Consider the following 17,573-nt stretch of genomic DNA (forward strand, 5'->3'; position numbering starts at 1 on the left):
ACCGAGGGTGAGCAGGGAAAATACGGGAGAGATGGTGCTTTATGGAAACACCCTGAAGGATTCGATGGCAGTGAGGATGTCGGTGCAACCTGACAGCAGTGCAACGATACTCCGTTGTCTGCCACTGCTCCGGCTGCGAAAGCAGAGAGTGAGTGGACCATTGTTTTCGATGGCTCGCATCATCCTCGGTGCCCTGCCATGCGGAGGGCCTGGTTTTGGGCGACGGAGTTGAGTGCGAGTTGCACGGCTCCAACTCCAGCGCGGAGGGGGCAAGAAGAAGGCCTGTGCCTCTATGCGGTTGGGACGTGCGTGGCAGTATCGTCCGAGTTTGCGGAAGCTGGTTCACCGGCTCCTCCGGTTGCCGAGATCGTCATGGAGGATGGCATCGACGGCAGCTATGCGTTGCCCAATCCAGTGCATAACCGGGACTGCCATCGAGTTGCCGAGAGCTTTGTAGCGAGGACCATCGGATGCACGCTTGCCACGATACTCGACCAGGGTGTAATTGCCGGGGAATCCTTGCAGGCGCTCGCACTCACGCGGTGTAAGTCGCCGGACGGCCATGTTTGGCCTCATCACTCCATCGACGCGTCCACCCTCGCCGCCGTGCTGAAGAGTGCCCGCGATATCAGTCGATGCAGTGAGTCCTCCAGACCAAGCGACAGGCTGCTCCTGAAGCACAGCAGTCGTCGAGCTGTTCTCGATGCTTCCAGGGGCTCGCGTGCGCAGGCTTCCGGCAATCTCGGTGGACGATGCCGCGTTTACGGTTTCGTCGCTGCCATGAAGCGTAAAAGCAACGGTCGGCGCATTGCGGCTGGTCGCATTTCCATTGGTTCCGAGCGAGTGCATCACATCACTGGCGAGGACATCTCCGTCCTGGTTCTGCGCGAAGGCAATGGCTACTTGTCCACCGCCGTTGGCATGGCTTCCGTTATGTCCCACGCCGCGTAGTGTCGGCGCAACATCGCCGGCATCGATGCCGGAGTCTTTAGAAGAGAAGGCAATGTATGACTGCTGCTTGGCACCCGGCTGTGCAGCCAGCGCCCCGACTGTTTTGCCATCACCGCCGTACAACTGCACTTCGTCGCGCGTGTTCTGGGCGAAGGCTACGGCCTGAGTTCCACCGCCGCTCTCCAGAGTGTGAGCAACATCATCGGAGAAGCCGCTGCCGTTGGACTGCGTGTGCGCGGTACAAATGGCGACAGGCACGACGGGCGTTCCTCGCCCGGTGCCATCCTCGCTCGCGTCGAACCCATCGGCTGAGAGCGAATGCGCGATCAGGGTTTCGGTTTCAAAGTCCTGTCTTCCCATGCCTCCGGCGTTCAGGCAATGGGAGATTTCATCTGTCGAGGAGAGGACGCCGACGCCTAGTTGATTGCGGACGAAGCCGTCTTTGCAGCCTGCGTCGATGGTGGGTGCGGTATCTGTGAGGCGACCGCCAGAAGGGCCGACCTCAACGCCTCCGGCAGGTCCTTGCCGCGCTTCTCGGCGCGGCGCAGGATGCCCCGACAGGCACGACTCGTCAAGTAATACCGCTGCGGGACCTCTCCAATCTCCAAGATGTCCGACAACGAAGACGCGGCGCCGTCGCTGGGGTACTCCGAAATGCTGAGCGTCCAGTACTCGGTAGGCGATCCCATACCCGAGTTCGACCAGCATCCCGAGGAAGGCTCCAAACGTCCGTCCATCGTCGATCGACAGGACACCGGGGACGTTCTCCCACACCAGCCATAGGGGCCTGAGTCTGCCAGCAAGCCGAGCAAACTCGATGGTGAGGTTGCCACGCGGGTCATCCAGTCCCGCTCGCTTACCGGCGACGGAGAAAGACTGGCAAGGTATTCCTCCGGCCAGAAGGTCGGTTGACCCAACATCCTCTCCTCCTATGCGCGTGAAGTCGCCAGCATTGATGACCGCGCCATCTACAGGCAGAGCAACGATGTTGCGAATGGCTGCGGCGCGGCGCTTGGCCTCTTTTCTGTCCGGCGCATCGTGTGGGCTGGGCATGTGCATGGGCCGCGATGCGCGATAGCGCGAGCGCAAGAGCCAGCAACAGAAGGGATCGATTTCCGCGAACATGGCGGGTCTCCAGCCCAGCGGTCCCCATGCGACAGAGACGGCTTCGATGCCAGAACACACGGAGAGGTATTTCACGCGCCACTCCGAGGTCCGCGCTTCCGGGCGCAGAGCACACTGAGAGCGCCGAAGATGTGAGCCATCGAGGTGTTGCGGCCATAGAGCACCATGTCCGCGTAGCGGACGGGTGCAAGATCACCGGCACGGTCTACCAGAAGCACAGGGATGTGCAGATCCGCTGCGAGCAGGCGATGGATCAGCCTGCCTGCGAGGTCACCCTGCCTTGCATGAATCAGGATGCCGCAGCCAAGCTGGCTGGCCATCATGACGGCTGCGGCACTCCGGCTGTCGTCGACGGCGGTGACGTCGTAGAGTTGCAGGCGCAGCGCGAACGCCGTAGCGGAGAGCAGCCCGCGGTCGGCACAGTAAAGGAGAATCGGTGTCTTCGGTCGCATCGTCAGTTCCCGAATGCCTGGTCTTCGTGGACGTAGCTGATGACGACGCCGAGAGGATTGGTGAGCAGCATGGCATTGGGGACTTCGTCGCGGAAGTCGTAGATCACATTCGCGGTCCAGCGTTCGCGGCTCTGTTCCTGCTGGTCGCCAAGCGAATAGAAGACCTTTTCAAACTCCACATGCGCGCGGAATGGCGCCTGCCGTGTGTCGTCGAGGACTACGGCCTTAATCTCGATGTCCACGTTGGGAGCGCTGGGATCGAGCAGGAACGTCTCAAGGGTCTTAGCCTTAGTCACACGCGCAAGCGTGGCACCCTGCAACTCATTCGAGAAGAAGTTCAGCGACTCGCCAAAATCACGCTGCAAGGTGGCATGATTGCTTCCGTAGTACAGTTGCGCCCAACGCGCGAGATAGTATTTGCTGACGCGCTCTACGGGCACTTTAGAGAAATCGGCATAGTTCACCACCTGGCCCCGTCCGATGTCCGAAACCGAGATGACGAGCGGCTTCAGCCGCAAGGCAGCAGTCTGTGCCCGATAGAGGAGCGCCAGCGAAGCGAGCGTGACGACGGAGAGCACAAGGATCGCCACCTTGAGATAGGTGTTGGTGACGACCGGCTCCGCATACAGCTCCAGGAACTTGTGTCCCGCATCGGTAGTTGTAAAGGAATCTCTGTTCGACATGACTAGTTCCCCATTGGGTTGACCCAGGTGCCGGTGCGTCCACTCAGGATCGACGACGTAAGCTCTGGGATTTTGACCAAACCGTAGATGCAGACGAAAAGCGTGATGAGTAGCGCGGGCAAGACAGCTAGTGCGTTCGAGATGCTGATGGTGCCGATGACCTGAAACATCGAGGTGAGCACCTTCGAGAACACAAAGATGAAGGCCGCAGCGACGACCTGATAGAACGAAAACCCGATGAATGCCTTGAGCCAACCCCAGAACAGCCAGTCCATCTTCGGCACGATGAACCAAGGGATGAAGATGGGACCGATCAACACGCAGACGGCGGAAGCCACATAGCCATACGCGATGACGGCGAACGCAACAGCCTCCATCGCCGCGAGGATCAAAGCGATGAGAAGGTAGGTGAGGTCTTCGAGCAGGTTGAAGCTGCCCGGAGGCGCGCCCAGTTGCTGCTCCTCGTTGGTGACGGCATTGACGATCTGCTGCGTCTGGTCGGACTCGATCTGGGCCGAGATACTCAGGCCCTCTTTGGTGATGAGGTCGCTGAAGCTGTAGCCGGTGCCGGGGATCGGCGTCGAGTAATAGGTCAGCATCCCCAGCCCGAAAGCAATCATCAGGATCAGGTCGGCGAACTTGGCGAAGTGGAAGCCGCCTCCGCCCTGCGAGGCGGACAAGGCGGACTTCACACCGAACCAGACGATCAGGATCACCGCAAGGCCACGGAAGATGTCTAATCCCGTGGCCTGGAGTGCCGCACTGTTCGATGAGAGCAGCTGAGTGATGGCCTGCCCGATAAAGGTAAAGGGATTCTGTCCCATCAGTTGCTCCCGTTAATGCTGAGAGAGATGGAGTGCATGGAGGTGCTTACGCCGCTGGTGACGTTCTGCATGGTGGTGGGAAAGTTCTGCTGGAAGTACACGGCGTTATTGAGGGAACGGTTCTGCGCATCGATCTGCTGCTTTTGCGCGAGAAGTTGCTGCTGGATCGAAGCCGCGAGAAGCTGGTTGGTATCCTGCTGCGAGTGAATTTGGAGCAGCGTGGCTGAGTTGATCTTGGCAAGCAGGGCGTTCGAGCTCTGCTGGGCTGGATCGGTCGAGAAGGTATCCGAATCGAGATTGGTCAGCTTGGTTGCAAACGTCTGCTCATTGATGCGGATCGTCCCGAGGGTGGCGAGCGTGTTGGTGGTCGTGGTCTGGGCCAGTTCCGACGTGGCGTACTGGTTAGCGACGGTGGCCTGTGTGCGTGAATCGAGAGAGGAATAGTTGCCGGAGGGATAGCTCTGAGGCTGTACATAGGCGCTGCTGTAACCCTGCTGCGCCTGGGGCAGGCCGCCGAAGTTGAGCGCGTTTACCAGCGGCGACGTGTTGCCGTAGGCGTTGGGCGGGGCGGCAAGGTTCTGCCACTGCGCCCAATCCGCCTTATAACGAGCTTCAAGGTTTTGCGGCATCGTCGCCATTTGGTAGGCGAGGTTGTACATGGTGACGATCTGCGTGCGGGTCTGCTCCGCAGTGGTATAGATTTGCGCCTCTTTCAAGAGGTGCTGCTGCCAGTTGTTGAGTTCGGTCGCCCACTTCTGGAGTTGTGATTCTCCCTGTTGAATTTCCTGAATGGCATGGGCGCTTTGCGTTGGGTCGTAGACGATACCGGAGCCAAACTGCGCGTGCGCCATCGGCGCGAGCGCGAGGACAACAGTGAGAATCGGAAAGAGAGATTTGCTGAGTTTCATACATGCTCCTTTACGGAAGCGCCAAGCGTAAGCAAGGCGCGGTTAGTGTTGCGTGGTGGGAGAGATTCAGAAGTAGCTTGGGATCGTGTGGTTCTCATACGCAGGCACGAGCATGTCCTGCGTGATGTAAACCTTGATCCGGTGGCCCTCTCGAATCGTGATGGTGGGTGGAATATTGATGAAGCGGTCGAGCACATTCGCGCTCGACTGCGAAAGACTGGAAGAGATGCCGGACTTGTATGCCTCAGTGCCGGACTCGTTGTAACCCTGATTGAGATTGGTGGCCTCGGCTGCGCCCGAGATGACTCCAAGGGCAATCGACGCGCCGAATATCTCGACATAATGGTTGTTGATCTTGTCCTTGATTCCAGCGGCTCCGGCCTGATCGAGACCGTGGAACTGGTCGAGATCGACGGAGTAGCCATCAGGCATCAACATGCGATGGAAGGTAACGGCGAGGCGCTTCTGGCCGAGACCGGCGACCTTCTGCACCTCGCCAAGAATGAACGTACCCTCGGGGATGAGAAGATGTTGCCGGTCCTGGCTGTAAATCGGGTTCGTCGCCATGACCTTCAATGGCCCCGCAAACTCCCCATCCAAACGGTTCACCAGCACGGTGTTGATGCTGGTGCCCTCGAAGACGACATAAGGCTGGCCGTGCGCAGAGTTGATGTTCACCTCCGGCGCACGTTTCTTATCTGTCGCAGCAGGAGTGGTTGCAGCCTGCGTAGGAGGAGTCGCCGGCAAGCTCGAAGAGCGAGCCGGAGTATTCTCACCGGATTCGGAAGACTCGGCCAATGGACGCGAAGCGACATCAGTGGCGGAGACGAGGTTTGAGGCAAAGCGGGCTTTGAAGGCCATCGCCTTTTCGGCATCCGCGACGGGATCGCGCGGCGGCTCGGTCGGCGGCTCGGTCGGCGGCAATGGGGCCGCTGGAGCCGTTGGCATCATCGTCCCATTGGGCTGCATCATTGCTGGAGTGCCGTTCGGTGCGACGGTATTGTTGCCCATCGTCTTCTGAGCCGCCGCCTGCTGTTGGCTCTGGCGCTGGTCAGCGCTCAGGTCCTGCTCCAGCTCCTGAATCTTCCGCTGGTTCATGTCGGTGGACACGGCCAGCGGACCGGCTGCATTAGGCCTCGCGGCAGGCTTGGCGTGGTTTTTCGAGAACATGACGGTCATCAGGATGAGCACCGCGAGTCCTGCGACGACATAGCCCTGCGCCTGTTTGGGGACAACGCCTTCGGGCCGAACGCGCTTGTCGCGCAGGCCGGAGACGTTGTCAGGAGATGGAGGCGCATTCTGCGGCTCCGGCAATGTGTTGGTCGGTTTCTCTTCTGGCATCGGCATCACCTACTGAGCCTTCCGTTGAAAATCGAGCTTGTGCTTGCCGATTTCGAGGTAGCCGCGATCGACCACCGTGGGTATGACATAGGTGCCATCCTTCAACTGGAAGGTGATGAGGTCAGGCTTGCCATCTTTCAGTTCATAGATGGAGAACTTCTCCGAAGCCGACGACTTGATGTAGGTGAACTTGTCATCGTGATAGATCGCCGACACCTCAAAGGGCTTTTCGTTGTGGAAGGTGTAATCGAACTTCAATGCCTGCGTGGGATAGTCGGCACGGAACTGCTCGACCACGGCGGCAGCGTGCGATTGCACAGCCTGCACCTGGGCGCGGGCAGCCTCTACTTCGCCAGCCGATACCAGCTTGCCCGCGCCGTTGGCGGCGGCAAGCGAGGATGGGTCGGACGGCTGGATAACGACCTTAAGGTCGGGATCGCCGGACTCGACATCATCCAGCGTGAACGAATACACACTGCCCTTGTCGGTAATCAGGTTGAGGTTGGAGTGGATACCTTCTTTGGCGGGATGCAGAAAGCAGTAATTGCCCACGGTGTCGATGATCCAGAAGTCTTTATCGCCGGTCGCGACTTCCAGAATCTTCTCCGTAGCCGGTAATTCGATAAGCGTGGTGTAACGCATCTTGGCGTGGACACTCACAATGTCGTTGGTGTGGTACTTCACAAGCCGGGCGCTCTGCTGGCCGTGAGCTACGGTGGCAGCGAGGCCAAGCAAAAGCGGGATGATGGGTGTGCGGTTCATGATTCTCCTTTGGGGGTGTCAGTGAGGTTATGAATTGAGCGGGTTGGGGTAGTCCTTGGCCAGGCGCAGCAATCCTTGCTCCGGGCCGAAGCGGGCAAAGTAATCCTGTTTGCGGATGTTGTCGCGGGCATTGTTGGTGGCGACCCAATAGGTCAGCGCATCGACTTCCAACACCAGCTTTTTGGTGCCGCGCGGCTTGATCAGCAGCATTTCGCGCTTCGGCACCAGCGACTCGAACAACTCAAGCTGGGTATCGTTCAACTGGAAGATTTCGGCGTAGAGCTTGCGGTCGATGTTGGGGTTGGCGAGAAATATCTTCGTCGGGCACGACTCGTTGATGATGTTGAGCACGCCCGCGTCGGCCAGTTCCACCACCGACTGTGTCGCCAGAATCATCGCGGCGTTCTTCTTGCGCCATGTCCGCTCCGCGCGCACTACCCAATCGCGGATGATGGCGTTTTTGAGAAAGATGGAGGCTTCGTCTGCCAGAAACACCTTGAATATGGCCATATTTACTGGCTTTTCGATCTCAGACGATGCCCGCTGAAGGACATAAAAGAGTAGTGGTTCCAGGATGTCGGGGTAATCGGACCAGCCATCGAAGTTGAAGGTCTGGAAGCGCGCAAACGTCAGGGTGTCCTCGGCGTTGTCGAAGAGATACCCGAACTGGCCTTTGCCGGTCCACCGTTGCAGACGCTCACCCAGCGGCCCAAGGATGGACGCGACGTTGGTCAGCGTCCGTATCTCGGCGGGAAGTTTGTAGGCCCGCTCGATCGCAGCGAAGAGCGCTTTTTCATCGTCGCCGGTCAGCGTGTACTTGCCTTGGCCTTCGATCAGGACCCGCATGAACAGGTAGAGAAAATTCAGGTTCTCGTGGGTGGGTTCCAACGAAAAGGGATTGATACTGAAGCCCGGCGTCTTCAGTCCGACGTTCAGGTAGGTGCCGCCGAAGACGCGCGTCAGCGTTTCATAGCTGCCGCCGACATCGAAGATAAAAGTGAGCGGCCCATACTTCTGTAACGCCTGAATGATGGAAGCCAGCGTGAAGGATTTCCCGGCCCCTGTAGCGCCGAGCAGCAGGGTGTGCGCCACGTCGCCGGCGTGCAGGTTCATGTAATACGGCGTGCCGTGTATCGATTCGAAAACAGCGGCATACTCGCGTTCTAGATGCGCGTTCCATTGCGAGCCGGTGTCGACGGTGAAGAGGAACGACAGGTCGGCGTAGTTGGAGTTGAGCGCCCACTGTTTGCGGAGATTGAACTGCTTATTGCCGGGGACCGTGGCGAAGAACGCATTGAGCAGGTTGTAGCGTTCCTCATACAAAAGCGCGTCATGCTGTGTAAACAGCTTCTGAAACTCTGCGGCGGAGTATTCCAGCCGGGTGCGGTCCTCGTCGTAGATCACCACCGTGAGCGTGAACTCGCCGAAGTTCTTACCCTCCATCCCCAGCGCAGTGAGCGCACCGCCTAGCTCCGCGACGGCGGCGGCTTTCGAGTCATCGACCAGGTTGTCCTGGTTCCCGGCGTTCTGCTGGTCCTGGAGATTGGAGACGAAGCTGGTCTTGGAGTTGTGGTGATGCCGGCGACGGCTGGCGATCTCTTTCCGGGCTTTCGCGTTATCGACGGGATGCCACTCCGTGACGACGTGAAAGTTGGCCGGAATGTCGAGCAGGCCATTGAGAATCAAGGGTCGCGTCTCGCCGGGAAGCTCTTTCAGGGTGAGGATGCGGAGGTAGTCATCGTCCAGACGGAGATAGCCCCGATGCGCCTCAAGTTCTGAGCCGCACACCTGCCAGTCGAGATGACGCGCATCGCAGAGCGGCGCGTCGTTGATCTTGGAGGGGCGGAGATTGGTGAGACGGCGCAGTATGCGAAACGTCTCCTCCGCCCTTGGCAGCTCGACCGTCATGAGGTCGTTTAGCTGTCCACTCAAACTGTTCACTTTTTGTTGCAGCCGCAGCCGGTCGCGCTCGATCTGCTCGTAGAGTAGGGTGCGCTCTTTGTTACTGGAGAAGAGAGCACGCAAGTCACGAAGAGACGAGCGCGGTTGCTTCGGCAACTGAGACAGAGCGTGCAACAGCCCGGCCTTCTGGTAGCTGCCGTCGATCATCACGATCCAGAAGATTTCTATGCTGTAGAGCCGGTCCGCCTTCGATTCGAGGAACGCGCCGCGTTGTTCTACGGCGGCGCGGACCACAGGGTTCTCATACTCGGCGTGCGGGATCGCAGGGCGATTGCGCTTGGACAGAATTTGATACAGGCGGCACTTGTCATCGAGGGAGCGGAAGGCGGCTTCGAGGCGCTTGACCGCATAGTCGCGTCCGGCATGGTCCAGGCTCTCGTAGTCGATTCCGCCGATCCGCAGAACAGCGCCAAGGTCGCCTGATTTCGTCAAAAAGCAGTGCTCGTCCCAGAAGCCGTACAAGTTGATCTGAACAGCGAATGAGCCAGCTTCTTTCCAGTCCTTCGTGATGTGCTCAACCTTGACCATCGCGCCTCACAATGCGTATTTCCATTTCGTCTGCCTTCATCGGATCGTAGCGTCGGCGGAACTTGCCGGAGTTGAAGAGCACCCGCAGAATCTCGACATCGTGCTTTGTGGCAATGCGGGCGATGACGACGCCGATGATGAACAGCCCGATTCCGCCGAACAGCGAATGCAACAGTGAGAAGATGGCGCCGCCGGAAATAAGCGCAACGAAGAACAATCGCCGCTCCGCGCCCATGACGGTCAGTGGGCGATTCATCGCTTTGAAGACCTTGTTATGTCGTGAATCGCCCACTGCCATCTGCTTACCTCCTCTCTGTCAGTCATGTGTTTGGGTTGCGGTTGCAGCCTGCCGCCATCGACTTACGAGGGAAAAAGCCAAGCCATAAAGTTCACAGCCCCGATCGCCATTCCGACCCCAAAGACAATACCGGCGAGCATCTTCTTCGACTGGCCTTCGCCGTAGGCGAACATCAGCCCGCCGACGACGATTGCGACCAGCGACAGCCCGGTCGCAATCGTGCCGGTAAAGGCGGTTTTGAGGACGTTGACCGCGTTGTCCCACGGATCGCTGCCGGTGGATTGCGCATACACGGGCAGCGTTGCCAGAAAGAGCAGCGCGGGGGTAAGCCATCGGATGGAAGGCCGGTTGATGTGCCGGGGTAGAAGGCGGCGAAGGAAACGAGGCGTCTTCACAGGGGTATCTCCTTGTTTGATTTGCCGGTCTGCTCCGGCTTCGTGCTGGATTTGAAGGTAGGGCGGCGGCGGGTAGGCAAGGATGGAAAAGAATTCCACCCTGTGTCCAAACAGGGGCACGCAGACGGCGCGACATGGTGATAAATGGAACGCCGCGATCAGCCGTGCAACGACGACTCAAAGTGAGCTTGTTGGGACCAGTGGACGCCCCGCGCAGACTGCGCGGATGTGCTCATTCCCACCATGTAAGGCAAGAAATCCGCGGGCATGGCGCGGGTCAAGGCTGCTAGGACCACAACTCAGAAGAGTGGTCGCCTTGAGGCGCGCCGGGCGCGCGGTCACACTCACCGCGAGGTGGGAATGAGTTCCAGTGAAGACCGCTTCGCTGCGATCCTCCCTTCGACCCGGGCTAACCGTGCCGACGCCTGGTTGAAATGCTCGGCATCGAGTTCAATGCCGATGTACTTGCGACCGGTCAGCAACGCTGCCGCGCATGAGCTGCCGCTGCCCGTGAACGGATCGAGAACACTTTCACCGGGAAGAGAGAAGCTGCGAACCAGCGGTGCGAGTGCCGCTACGGGCTTCTGCGTCGGATGCAGCTTGTTTCCGCTATAGGGCATATCCATCACGTCCGCCAGCGGCTGCTTCGGTAGCGGCGGCCTGCCCTTAGCCAGCAGGTATGCCTGCTCGTGTTGATAGCGAAGGAACCTGCTCTTGGATGAGTAAGTTTTGCGAAACACCAGATGGCCGACAGGCTGGAATCCCGCAGCCTTCCATGCGTCGAAGAATGCATCGACCTTCGTCCATCCGTAGAACATGATTGCGACCCGGTCCTGCTTCAGCATGCGATATGCTTCCGCCATCGCAGGCTTGAGCCAGTTCTCATCGGCATCATTCTGAATGGTGCGTCCATCGCGGTCGCGGTAGTTCACGAGATATGGCGGATCGGTGAGGATGAAATCGACGCTGTTTGCGGGCATCTGACGCATGACCTGGATGCAGTCACCGTGCGTGATGGTATTGAGGAACTGATGCTGAGTTGAGCTTTGTGCTTGCATGACTTGGATCTCCTTTGTGGTCCCGGAGTGGTCTCTCAGGACACCCTACCGCAAGGGCGCGAGAGAGGGCTGTTCCCAAGGTCAAGCGTCGCTTTTTCGGAAGGTTCGGAAAATGTTTTTGCGTTCTTTGCAAAAAGATTTTTTGAAAGCCGTAAAAGCAGAGACGCGTCGTGCCGATGGGCGCAGCCTGTCTTTCTCTCGCGGTGTCTGAGAGAACACGCAGGACATACAGGGGATCTATCGCGTCACAAGCACGGAAACGCTTTCAGGCTTCGGTGGAGATACCGTACATCGCTGGGTTGGAACGGCAGGAGTGATAGGCGTAACACTGCATAATGGTAGCATTATGAATCCAGGAGTTCGGTGACCTGTTGTATAGGCGCTTACTTGCCGGCAATGATCCGTTCTGCGCGCTCGAGAGCGGCAAGGGCGACAAAGCTGCTGAGACTGCGGCGTTCCAGCTTTGCCGCCTTCACCAGTAACCGATGTTCTTCCTGGGTGTGGTAAGAGAACACTTTCGCTCCAAGTGGGGACTTGCCGGTGCGCCGGGAAGGAATGTGTTCCTTTTTGGCCACCGACTGCTATGGTACTACCGCACTACACAATAGAGGTATTATGCGACACGTTGTTTCACTCGACTCGGTGGTTCCAAAGGCGGAGCCGCCCCGTTGCGGCATCTGAACCGCCATCCGCTAGGAGCTGGTGCTGCGATCCTATACCCCAAGGAGTTTGTTATGGCAAAAAGCAGAGATCGGGAAGTATTTCCATTGTCGGACCAACCGCACAGGGCGCTTCTGATCGAATTGAAGTCCGAGAGGATCGCTGAGGACGAAGGCACAACGACAGCTTCAACCGAAACCTTCGCGGCGCTCAGCTTAGAAGAAGTGATTGCCTACGTGCGAAGACGTCAGCCCGCTGTCGAGATTATGGAACTTAGGATTCTTGGTAAAGTGCAGGTGCTATCCGGTTCGGAGCATCTGTAAAGATGCCTTGATGGTGTCCTTTTAGGACACGGTGGAGAAAATTCTTCCACGATTATGGGATATCTCCTTGGCTAGGCTTCTCATCGGGCGCCTGTGGCGCCCCACGGTGGCCTATGGAATCTTCAATCAAACTGTTATCTGAACCGTTCGTCAATGCCGACCGCGCAGCATTGTTCCTCGATATACCACGCAAAACCCTCCTGGGACTTGCCAGGCAAGGGAAACTTCCAGCGCACGGACTCCCCGGTAAGGGACGAAAAAAGAGTTGGCGATTCCGGCTCTCCGAACTCGATCACTGGATGCAAACAGAGGTAACATCAGGCAGCGACGGAGGCCGTTCAAAGGAAAGGAATACTTTTCGATGAAACGGTCACGATATCAACTTGGGGCTCTTTTCACTGAGCCTCGAAAGAAAGGTCCTGCTGTCTGGGTCTACCGCTGGCGCGAGACAAATTCTGACGGAAAACGCCACTCGCGCAAGGAAATCCTGGGAACGGTCATTGAGATTCGGACTCAGGCCGATGCGCAACGAGCGGCGGAGAAACTTCGCCTCAGCATCAATCGCCTCGCAGCGGAAGGTTCCGGGCCACCGGCAACCATCCGCAAGCTGGTGGATCACTATCGTCTAAAGGAGATTCCGATCGAGGAATCTCGCGAGGGGAAACGGAGGTCAACGAAGTTGGGCTACCTCAGCAATCTCAACTGCCATATCGTGCCGCGCTGGGGAGATTATCCTCCCAGCCGGGTTACAACAGTTGAGGTGGAGGACTGGCTGAAATCGATCCGGCTTGCACCCGCGAGCCGGGCCAAGATCCGCAACGTATTGAGCATGATCTTCCGCCACGGCATGCGTTGGGGTTGGCTGGACAGCAATCCGGTCACGATGGTGCGGTGCAGCTCTAAACGACTGCGGAGGCCGGACATCCTTACCGTTGAGGAGTTTCGGGCTCTGTTGGGTGCTCTGCCTGACAGGGAGCGGCTCATGGGAACGATCTGCGCGACCACCGGACTTCGGATCTGCGAAGTTCTCGGCCTCAAATGGGAGGACATCGACTTCGAGACGCATATGGCCAGCGTTCTTCGGTCTTTTACGGACGGCAGCATCGGTCCGTGCAAGACCGAGATCTCGGAGCAGCCGGTGCCTCTCGATGAGATTGTTGTCGAGGAGCTGCGGGCGTGGCTTCCGGTCTGTGGCTTCCCGAAGCCGGAGGATTGGGTCTTTGCCAGTTACCAGACCTTCGGCAAGATGCCGATGTGGCCAGACAGCCTGCGCCGAAAGATTCTGCAGCCGATTGCCCGTGAGGTGGGCATCCGGAAGCAGATCGGCTGGCATACCTTCCGCCGTACCTACAGTTCGTTACTGGCTGAAACCGGCAATGACGTTAACGTGGTGCAGGAGCTGATGCGGCATGCCAAACTCAGCACGACGATGGAAGTCTATACGCAGGCGGGCATGCCCAAAAAGCGGCTTGCGCAGCGGAAGGCCGTCGATGTGCTCTTTAACCGCAGTTCAGACGCACAGCGGGAGGCTGTACTGGGGGCTTCTTATTGCTCCCATACTGCTCCCACTCAAGCCGTTGTGCTCCCGGATTGCGCTCGCTAAGTAATTGAAATGATTTGGTGGACCTGATCGGGATCGAACCGATGACCTCTTCCATGCCATGGAAGCGCGCTCCCAGCTGCGCCACAGGCCCACTCTTAGGAAGGACTCTCTCTATTCTGGATGAGCCGGCGACATTCGTCAATCTCTCTGGGAACTTATCCCCTATCTCTTGGTGTCTAAAGATATAGAGTGAGCGAGCACTCGGCCGCCGGCGGCGCTGTTTTCAATGGATTGAGTGATTTGCCAGTTGTTTCGCAAAAGTCGTAGTGTATGAGGACACCCGATATGCAGGCGGGCATCGTAATGGGCCATTTAGCGAGCGTAATAGGCATCAGCACCGAAGATGCTGCACTTGTAGCCGACCTCAAAGCCGGTTCCGAGGACGCGTTCGCCATCCTCATCGCCCAGTATCACCAGCCTCTCTACTCGCTCATCGCTCGCAGCATCAACGATCCAGCCGATGCCGCCGACATCACCCAGGAAGTCTTCATCAAGGTCTTCCGCAGCATTCGCGGCTTTCATGGCGACGCCAGTCTCCGTACCTGGCTCTACCGCATCGCCCTGCACGAGGCCTCCAATCAGCGCCGCTGGTGGTCGCGCCACAAAAAGCAGGAAGTCACCATTGATTCGCCCTACGATCAGGAAGAGGATGGCAACAGCGTCTGTCTTAGCGCCACCTTGGCAGACGACGGCAATTCGCCCTTCGACAACGTAGCGCAAAACGAAGTCCGCGAGCGCGTCGAAGCCGCTTTGCGGCAGATCCCCGAGACCTTCCGCACCGTGGTCGTCCTTCGCGAGATCGAAGGTTTTGCCTACGAGGAGATCTCCGAAATTCTCGATGTCAACCTGGGCACGGTTAAGTCGCGGCTCACCCGGGGTCGTTCGGCCCTGCGTGCACTCATTCTTGCCCAACAAAGTGCCGCACAAAATAATTCCGCGCCTTCCTTTGCCATGCACTCATCCGAAAAGATGGTGACGTAATGACCACGAACTGCGACAGTATTCGATCTTCGTTCTCGGCTTATCTTGACGGAGCGGTCCCCGGCCACCAGATGCAGGAAATCGTCCGCCATCTGGAATCCTGTGGCGACTGCAAGTGCGAGTTCGACAGTCTGCGCGCCATGCAGCAATCACTCGCCAGCCTTGGGCCGGCCAAAGCTCCCTCCAATCTCGGCATGAAGCTCCGCCTCGCCATCTCGCACGAGCATGCGGCGATGAAGTCAAGCTGGAAGGACAGCTTCAGCCTTAAGTGGGAGAATACTGTTCGACCGCTGCTCGTGCAGGCCTCCGCTGGTTTTGCCGGATCGGTCGTACTCGTCGGAGGCATCATGCTTCTGCTCGGCATGGTTGCCGCGCCAGAGCCTGTCATGGCCAACGACGAGCCGCTTGGCGCGATTACTGTGCCTCACTATCTCTATTCGGCGGTCAATCCGCACGCCATCACCACCACCCACGATGCCCCCATTGTCGTTGAGGCTTATGTCAACGAGCAGGGTCGTGTCTATGACTACAACATCGTCTCCGGCCCGGTTGATACCTCGGTGAAGAACCAGGTGGTCGATCAACTGGTGATGAGCGTCTTTCAACCGGCCAGCGTTTTTGGCTCTCCGGTTCGGGGCAGGGTAGTGCTCACCTTTGCCGGCGTCTCTGTTCGGGGATAAGCCTAAAGCTAAGCCCACAACCCGGTTCGAAGGTTGCAACCTGCCTGTTGCTCCCCTAAACTCCATGGGAGCGTTGAATTTATCGTGTCTTTTCTAATCACACCATCTTTCTCTCCATCATCGTCCCGCCAACAGCTATCTGCCTCATGGTTGAAGTTGCTGAGAAGCGCTGCTGTTCTAGGCGTCGCCTTTGCTTTAGTTACAACAGCGCAGGCGCAGTCCTCTTCCTCCAGCAGTAGCAGCACCCCCGACCATGCAGCGCAGGAATCCACCAGCGCTCCTCCGCGCATCGCGCAGCCCGAAGCCGCCGGAGCCTCCGTCACCCTTGAGACCAGCGAGCCGCTCTTCGATATCGCTGTCGGCCTCAATGTCTGCGGTTACGATGCTGACCTCGCCGCGTCGAGCCCGGTCCGGCTGGCCATCCGCGACGAGATTAATAAGGATCTCACCACCTCGGCCGATGCCCGCAACAGCCGAGACGGCCTTTGCGCCTATGTCCGCAGCCATACCCTCACTGACAGCGGCCTCAATCTCGCCCAATATATCTCGCTCGCGCTTTACCTCTCTCCGCCCCCCGAGCTCACCCCGACCGTCGACCAGACCCAGCTTCCTCCTGACTCCACGCAGGTCGTCAATGTCCTTCCCCTGCTGCGCACGTTCGCCACCGATATCAATCTCCACGCCATCTGGATCGAGCACCGGCCCCAGTACGAGGCTCTCCTCAAGATCGTCCACGATCCGCTCACGCGCATGGTGCTCAACACCGACATCTATCTCCATGTGCCTGTCAGCAGTTATGACGGCCGCCGCTTCCTCGTTCTGTTGGAGCCTATGCTCGCCCCCTCAGCGACGAATGCGCGCATCTACGGCAGCGACTACATCGTCGTGGCCTCTCCCGCCGGAGACCCGCTCGGAGCCGTCCACATGGACGAGATCCGCCACACCTATCTGCACTACGAGATCGAGCCCCTCGTCTACTCCCGCGGCACCGCCATCAAGCGGCTGGTTCCTCTACTCAAATCCGTGCAGGATGCTCCGCTCGACTTTGCCTACAAGTCCGATATCTCGGCCCTGCTGACGGAGTGCCTCATCAAGTCCGTTGAGATTCACACCATGGATGTCGGCATCGCCAAACCACAGAAGCCCGAAGCGAACGCCAACCGCGCCGCCTTCGGAAGGTACAGCGATGCTATGGGCGCCTACGAACGCCACGCCGAGACCGTCCGCCAGCAGCACGTCGAGCTCGCCATGCGTCAGGGATGGGTCCTGGTCGATTATTTCTACGGGAAGCTCGGCCAGATGGAAAAGGATGGCATTGGCTTAAAGGATGACATCGGCGAGATGGTCTACGGCATGGATGTCGATCGCGAGGCCCACCACGACAAGCAGATCGAATTTCTGGCTGAGGGAACGCACGACGTAGTTACCCGCACCCCCCGCCAGCTCTCAGGGTTGGAACTGGCCGAGATGAAACTTCTCAAGGGCGATGTGGACGGCGCCTCCGCCATCGCAAAATCTGTTATCGCTGATCCCCAGGGCGACCATGCCCAGGCGCACTACCTCCTTGCCCGCGTCGACCTCTTGCAGCGCCAGCCCGGCGTTGCCATCGGAGACTTTCAGGAGACCCTGAAATCGTCGAAAGACCCGCGCACCCTAGCATGGTCCCACATTTATCTGGGGCGTCTCTACGACGTCATGCCCGACCGCGATAAGGCGCTGGCGGAGTATCAGGCCGCCCTTGCCGTCCGCGACGGCCAGCCCGACACCAAGGCCGCCGCCGAAAGTGGACTGAAGCAGCCCTTCGCCGCTCCCGGCCAGCACCAGGCCGAACCCGACGAAGATGCCCCCATCGACCCCAGCGGCAAAGCCGAAAAAGACGCCTACCGCCCCCCAGCCTCCAAATAACCAAAATAATCACGAAAAACGGGGTGCCCCATGTCCCGCTTCTGGGACATGGGCTTCCATCCGGCCCGAGAAGTAGGCCACGCCAGTTCACGAATTCGTAAGCATCGATCAACTCCAGTAAAGTGGAGTCAGGG

Annotated in this window: 18 protein-coding genes and 1 tRNA gene; 6 read left to right on the top strand and 13 right to left on the bottom strand. The window is 58.6% G+C overall.

Annotated features, from left to right (window positions below; all coding sequences use genetic code 11):
- Positions 1-342: 342 nt before the first annotated feature.
- The 12 genes from dcm to GSQ81_RS18595 all read right to left on the bottom strand — a co-directional run bounded on the left by dcm (position 343) and on the right by GSQ81_RS18595 (position 11,862).
- Positions 343-2,151, bottom strand: a complete 1,809-nt coding sequence (gene dcm / locus GSQ81_RS19900) for a DNA cytosine methyltransferase (protein WP_216846482.1) — start codon at positions 2,149-2,151, stop codon at positions 343-345.
- Positions 2,148-2,528, bottom strand: a complete 381-nt coding sequence (locus tag GSQ81_RS18545; RefSeq protein WP_158912088.1) for a hypothetical protein — start codon at positions 2,526-2,528, stop codon at positions 2,148-2,150. The genes dcm and GSQ81_RS18545 overlap by 4 nt, the downstream gene beginning before the upstream one ends.
- 2 nt (positions 2,529-2,530) lie before the next feature.
- On the bottom strand, positions 2,531-3,211 hold the full coding sequence (locus tag GSQ81_RS18550) for a VirB8/TrbF family protein (RefSeq protein ID WP_158912089.1): 681 nt from the start codon (positions 3,209-3,211) through the stop codon (positions 2,531-2,533).
- Between the two features lie 2 nt (positions 3,212-3,213).
- Positions 3,214-4,035 carry a type IV secretion system protein gene (locus tag GSQ81_RS18555; protein WP_158912090.1) on the bottom strand — a complete coding sequence of 274 codons (822 nt, stop codon included), beginning with the start codon at positions 4,033-4,035 and terminating at the stop codon, positions 3,214-3,216.
- The gene (locus GSQ81_RS18560; RefSeq protein ID WP_158912091.1) at positions 4,035-4,943 is read right to left on the bottom strand and encodes a hypothetical protein; all 909 of its coding nucleotides are present in this window, start codon (positions 4,941-4,943) and stop codon (positions 4,035-4,037) included. The genes GSQ81_RS18555 and GSQ81_RS18560 overlap by 1 nt, the downstream gene beginning before the upstream one ends.
- A 66-nt stretch (positions 4,944-5,009) precedes the next feature.
- Positions 5,010-6,284, bottom strand: coding sequence for a TrbI/VirB10 family protein (locus GSQ81_RS18565; protein ID WP_158912092.1), 1,275 nt, complete (start codon positions 6,282-6,284; stop codon positions 5,010-5,012).
- Between the two features lie 9 nt (positions 6,285-6,293).
- A complete protein-coding gene (locus tag GSQ81_RS18570) occupies positions 6,294-7,046 on the bottom strand; it encodes a TrbG/VirB9 family P-type conjugative transfer protein (protein WP_158912093.1) in 753 nt (250 codons plus the stop codon).
- Positions 7,047-7,073: 27 nt separating this feature from the next.
- Positions 7,074-9,536: a VirB4 family type IV secretion system protein gene (locus GSQ81_RS18575; RefSeq protein ID WP_158912094.1), complete on the bottom strand. Its 2,463-nt coding sequence runs from the start codon at positions 9,534-9,536 to the stop codon at positions 7,074-7,076.
- Positions 9,523-9,834, bottom strand: a complete 312-nt coding sequence (locus GSQ81_RS18580) for a VirB3 family type IV secretion system protein (RefSeq protein WP_158912095.1) — start codon at positions 9,832-9,834, stop codon at positions 9,523-9,525. The genes GSQ81_RS18575 and GSQ81_RS18580 overlap by 14 nt, the downstream gene beginning before the upstream one ends.
- Before the next feature lie 62 nt (positions 9,835-9,896).
- Positions 9,897-10,229 (bottom strand): TrbC/VirB2 family protein, encoded by a 333-nt coding sequence (locus GSQ81_RS18585; protein ID WP_158912096.1) that lies wholly within the window; start codon positions 10,227-10,229, stop codon positions 9,897-9,899.
- Between the two features lie 344 nt (positions 10,230-10,573).
- Positions 10,574-11,287: a DNA methyltransferase gene (locus GSQ81_RS18590; protein ID WP_158912097.1), complete on the bottom strand. Its 714-nt coding sequence runs from the start codon at positions 11,285-11,287 to the stop codon at positions 10,574-10,576.
- Positions 11,288-11,670: 383 nt separating this feature from the next.
- Positions 11,671-11,862, bottom strand: a complete 192-nt coding sequence (locus GSQ81_RS18595) for a DUF1778 domain-containing protein (protein WP_158912098.1) — start codon at positions 11,860-11,862, stop codon at positions 11,671-11,673.
- A 159-nt stretch (positions 11,863-12,021) separates the two neighbouring features.
- Here GSQ81_RS18595 and GSQ81_RS18600 point away from each other — a divergent pair, with 159 nt between their 5' ends.
- The 3 genes from GSQ81_RS18600 to GSQ81_RS18610 all read left to right on the top strand — a co-directional run bounded on the left by GSQ81_RS18600 (position 12,022) and on the right by GSQ81_RS18610 (position 13,873).
- Complete coding sequence (locus GSQ81_RS18600; RefSeq protein ID WP_158912099.1) at positions 12,022-12,270, top strand: hypothetical protein; 249 nt, start codon at positions 12,022-12,024, stop codon at positions 12,268-12,270.
- Between the two features lie 113 nt (positions 12,271-12,383).
- A complete protein-coding gene (locus GSQ81_RS20405; protein WP_158912100.1) occupies positions 12,384-12,635 on the top strand; it encodes a helix-turn-helix domain-containing protein in 252 nt (83 codons plus the stop codon).
- Positions 12,632-13,873, top strand: coding sequence for a site-specific integrase (locus GSQ81_RS18610; protein ID WP_158912101.1), 1,242 nt, complete (start codon positions 12,632-12,634; stop codon positions 13,871-13,873). The genes GSQ81_RS20405 and GSQ81_RS18610 overlap by 4 nt, the downstream gene beginning before the upstream one ends.
- 15 nt (positions 13,874-13,888) lie before the next feature.
- On the opposite strand, the gene GSQ81_RS18615 is transcribed toward GSQ81_RS18610, so the two are convergent.
- Positions 13,889-13,964 (bottom strand) — tRNA-Ala (locus GSQ81_RS18615).
- A gap of 194 nt (positions 13,965-14,158) precedes the next feature.
- Between GSQ81_RS18615 and GSQ81_RS18620 the strand changes: the two genes are divergently transcribed.
- From GSQ81_RS18620 to GSQ81_RS18630, 3 genes are all read left to right on the top strand, one after another.
- Positions 14,159-14,854 carry an RNA polymerase sigma factor gene (locus GSQ81_RS18620; RefSeq protein WP_158912336.1) on the top strand — a complete coding sequence of 232 codons (696 nt, stop codon included), beginning with the start codon at positions 14,159-14,161 and terminating at the stop codon, positions 14,852-14,854.
- Positions 14,854-15,534: an anti-sigma factor gene (locus GSQ81_RS18625; RefSeq protein WP_158912102.1), complete on the top strand. Its 681-nt coding sequence runs from the start codon at positions 14,854-14,856 to the stop codon at positions 15,532-15,534. Before GSQ81_RS18620 ends, GSQ81_RS18625 begins: the two co-directional genes overlap by 1 nt.
- Before the next feature lie 150 nt (positions 15,535-15,684).
- Positions 15,685-17,439 carry a hypothetical protein gene (locus GSQ81_RS18630; protein ID WP_158912103.1) on the top strand — a complete coding sequence of 585 codons (1,755 nt, stop codon included), beginning with the start codon at positions 15,685-15,687 and terminating at the stop codon, positions 17,437-17,439.
- Positions 17,440-17,573: the final 134 nt, after the last annotated feature.

The sequence above is a fragment of the Granulicella sp. L56 genome (assembly GCF_009765835.1).
Lineage (GTDB): Bacteria > Acidobacteriota > Terriglobia > Terriglobales > Acidobacteriaceae > Edaphobacter.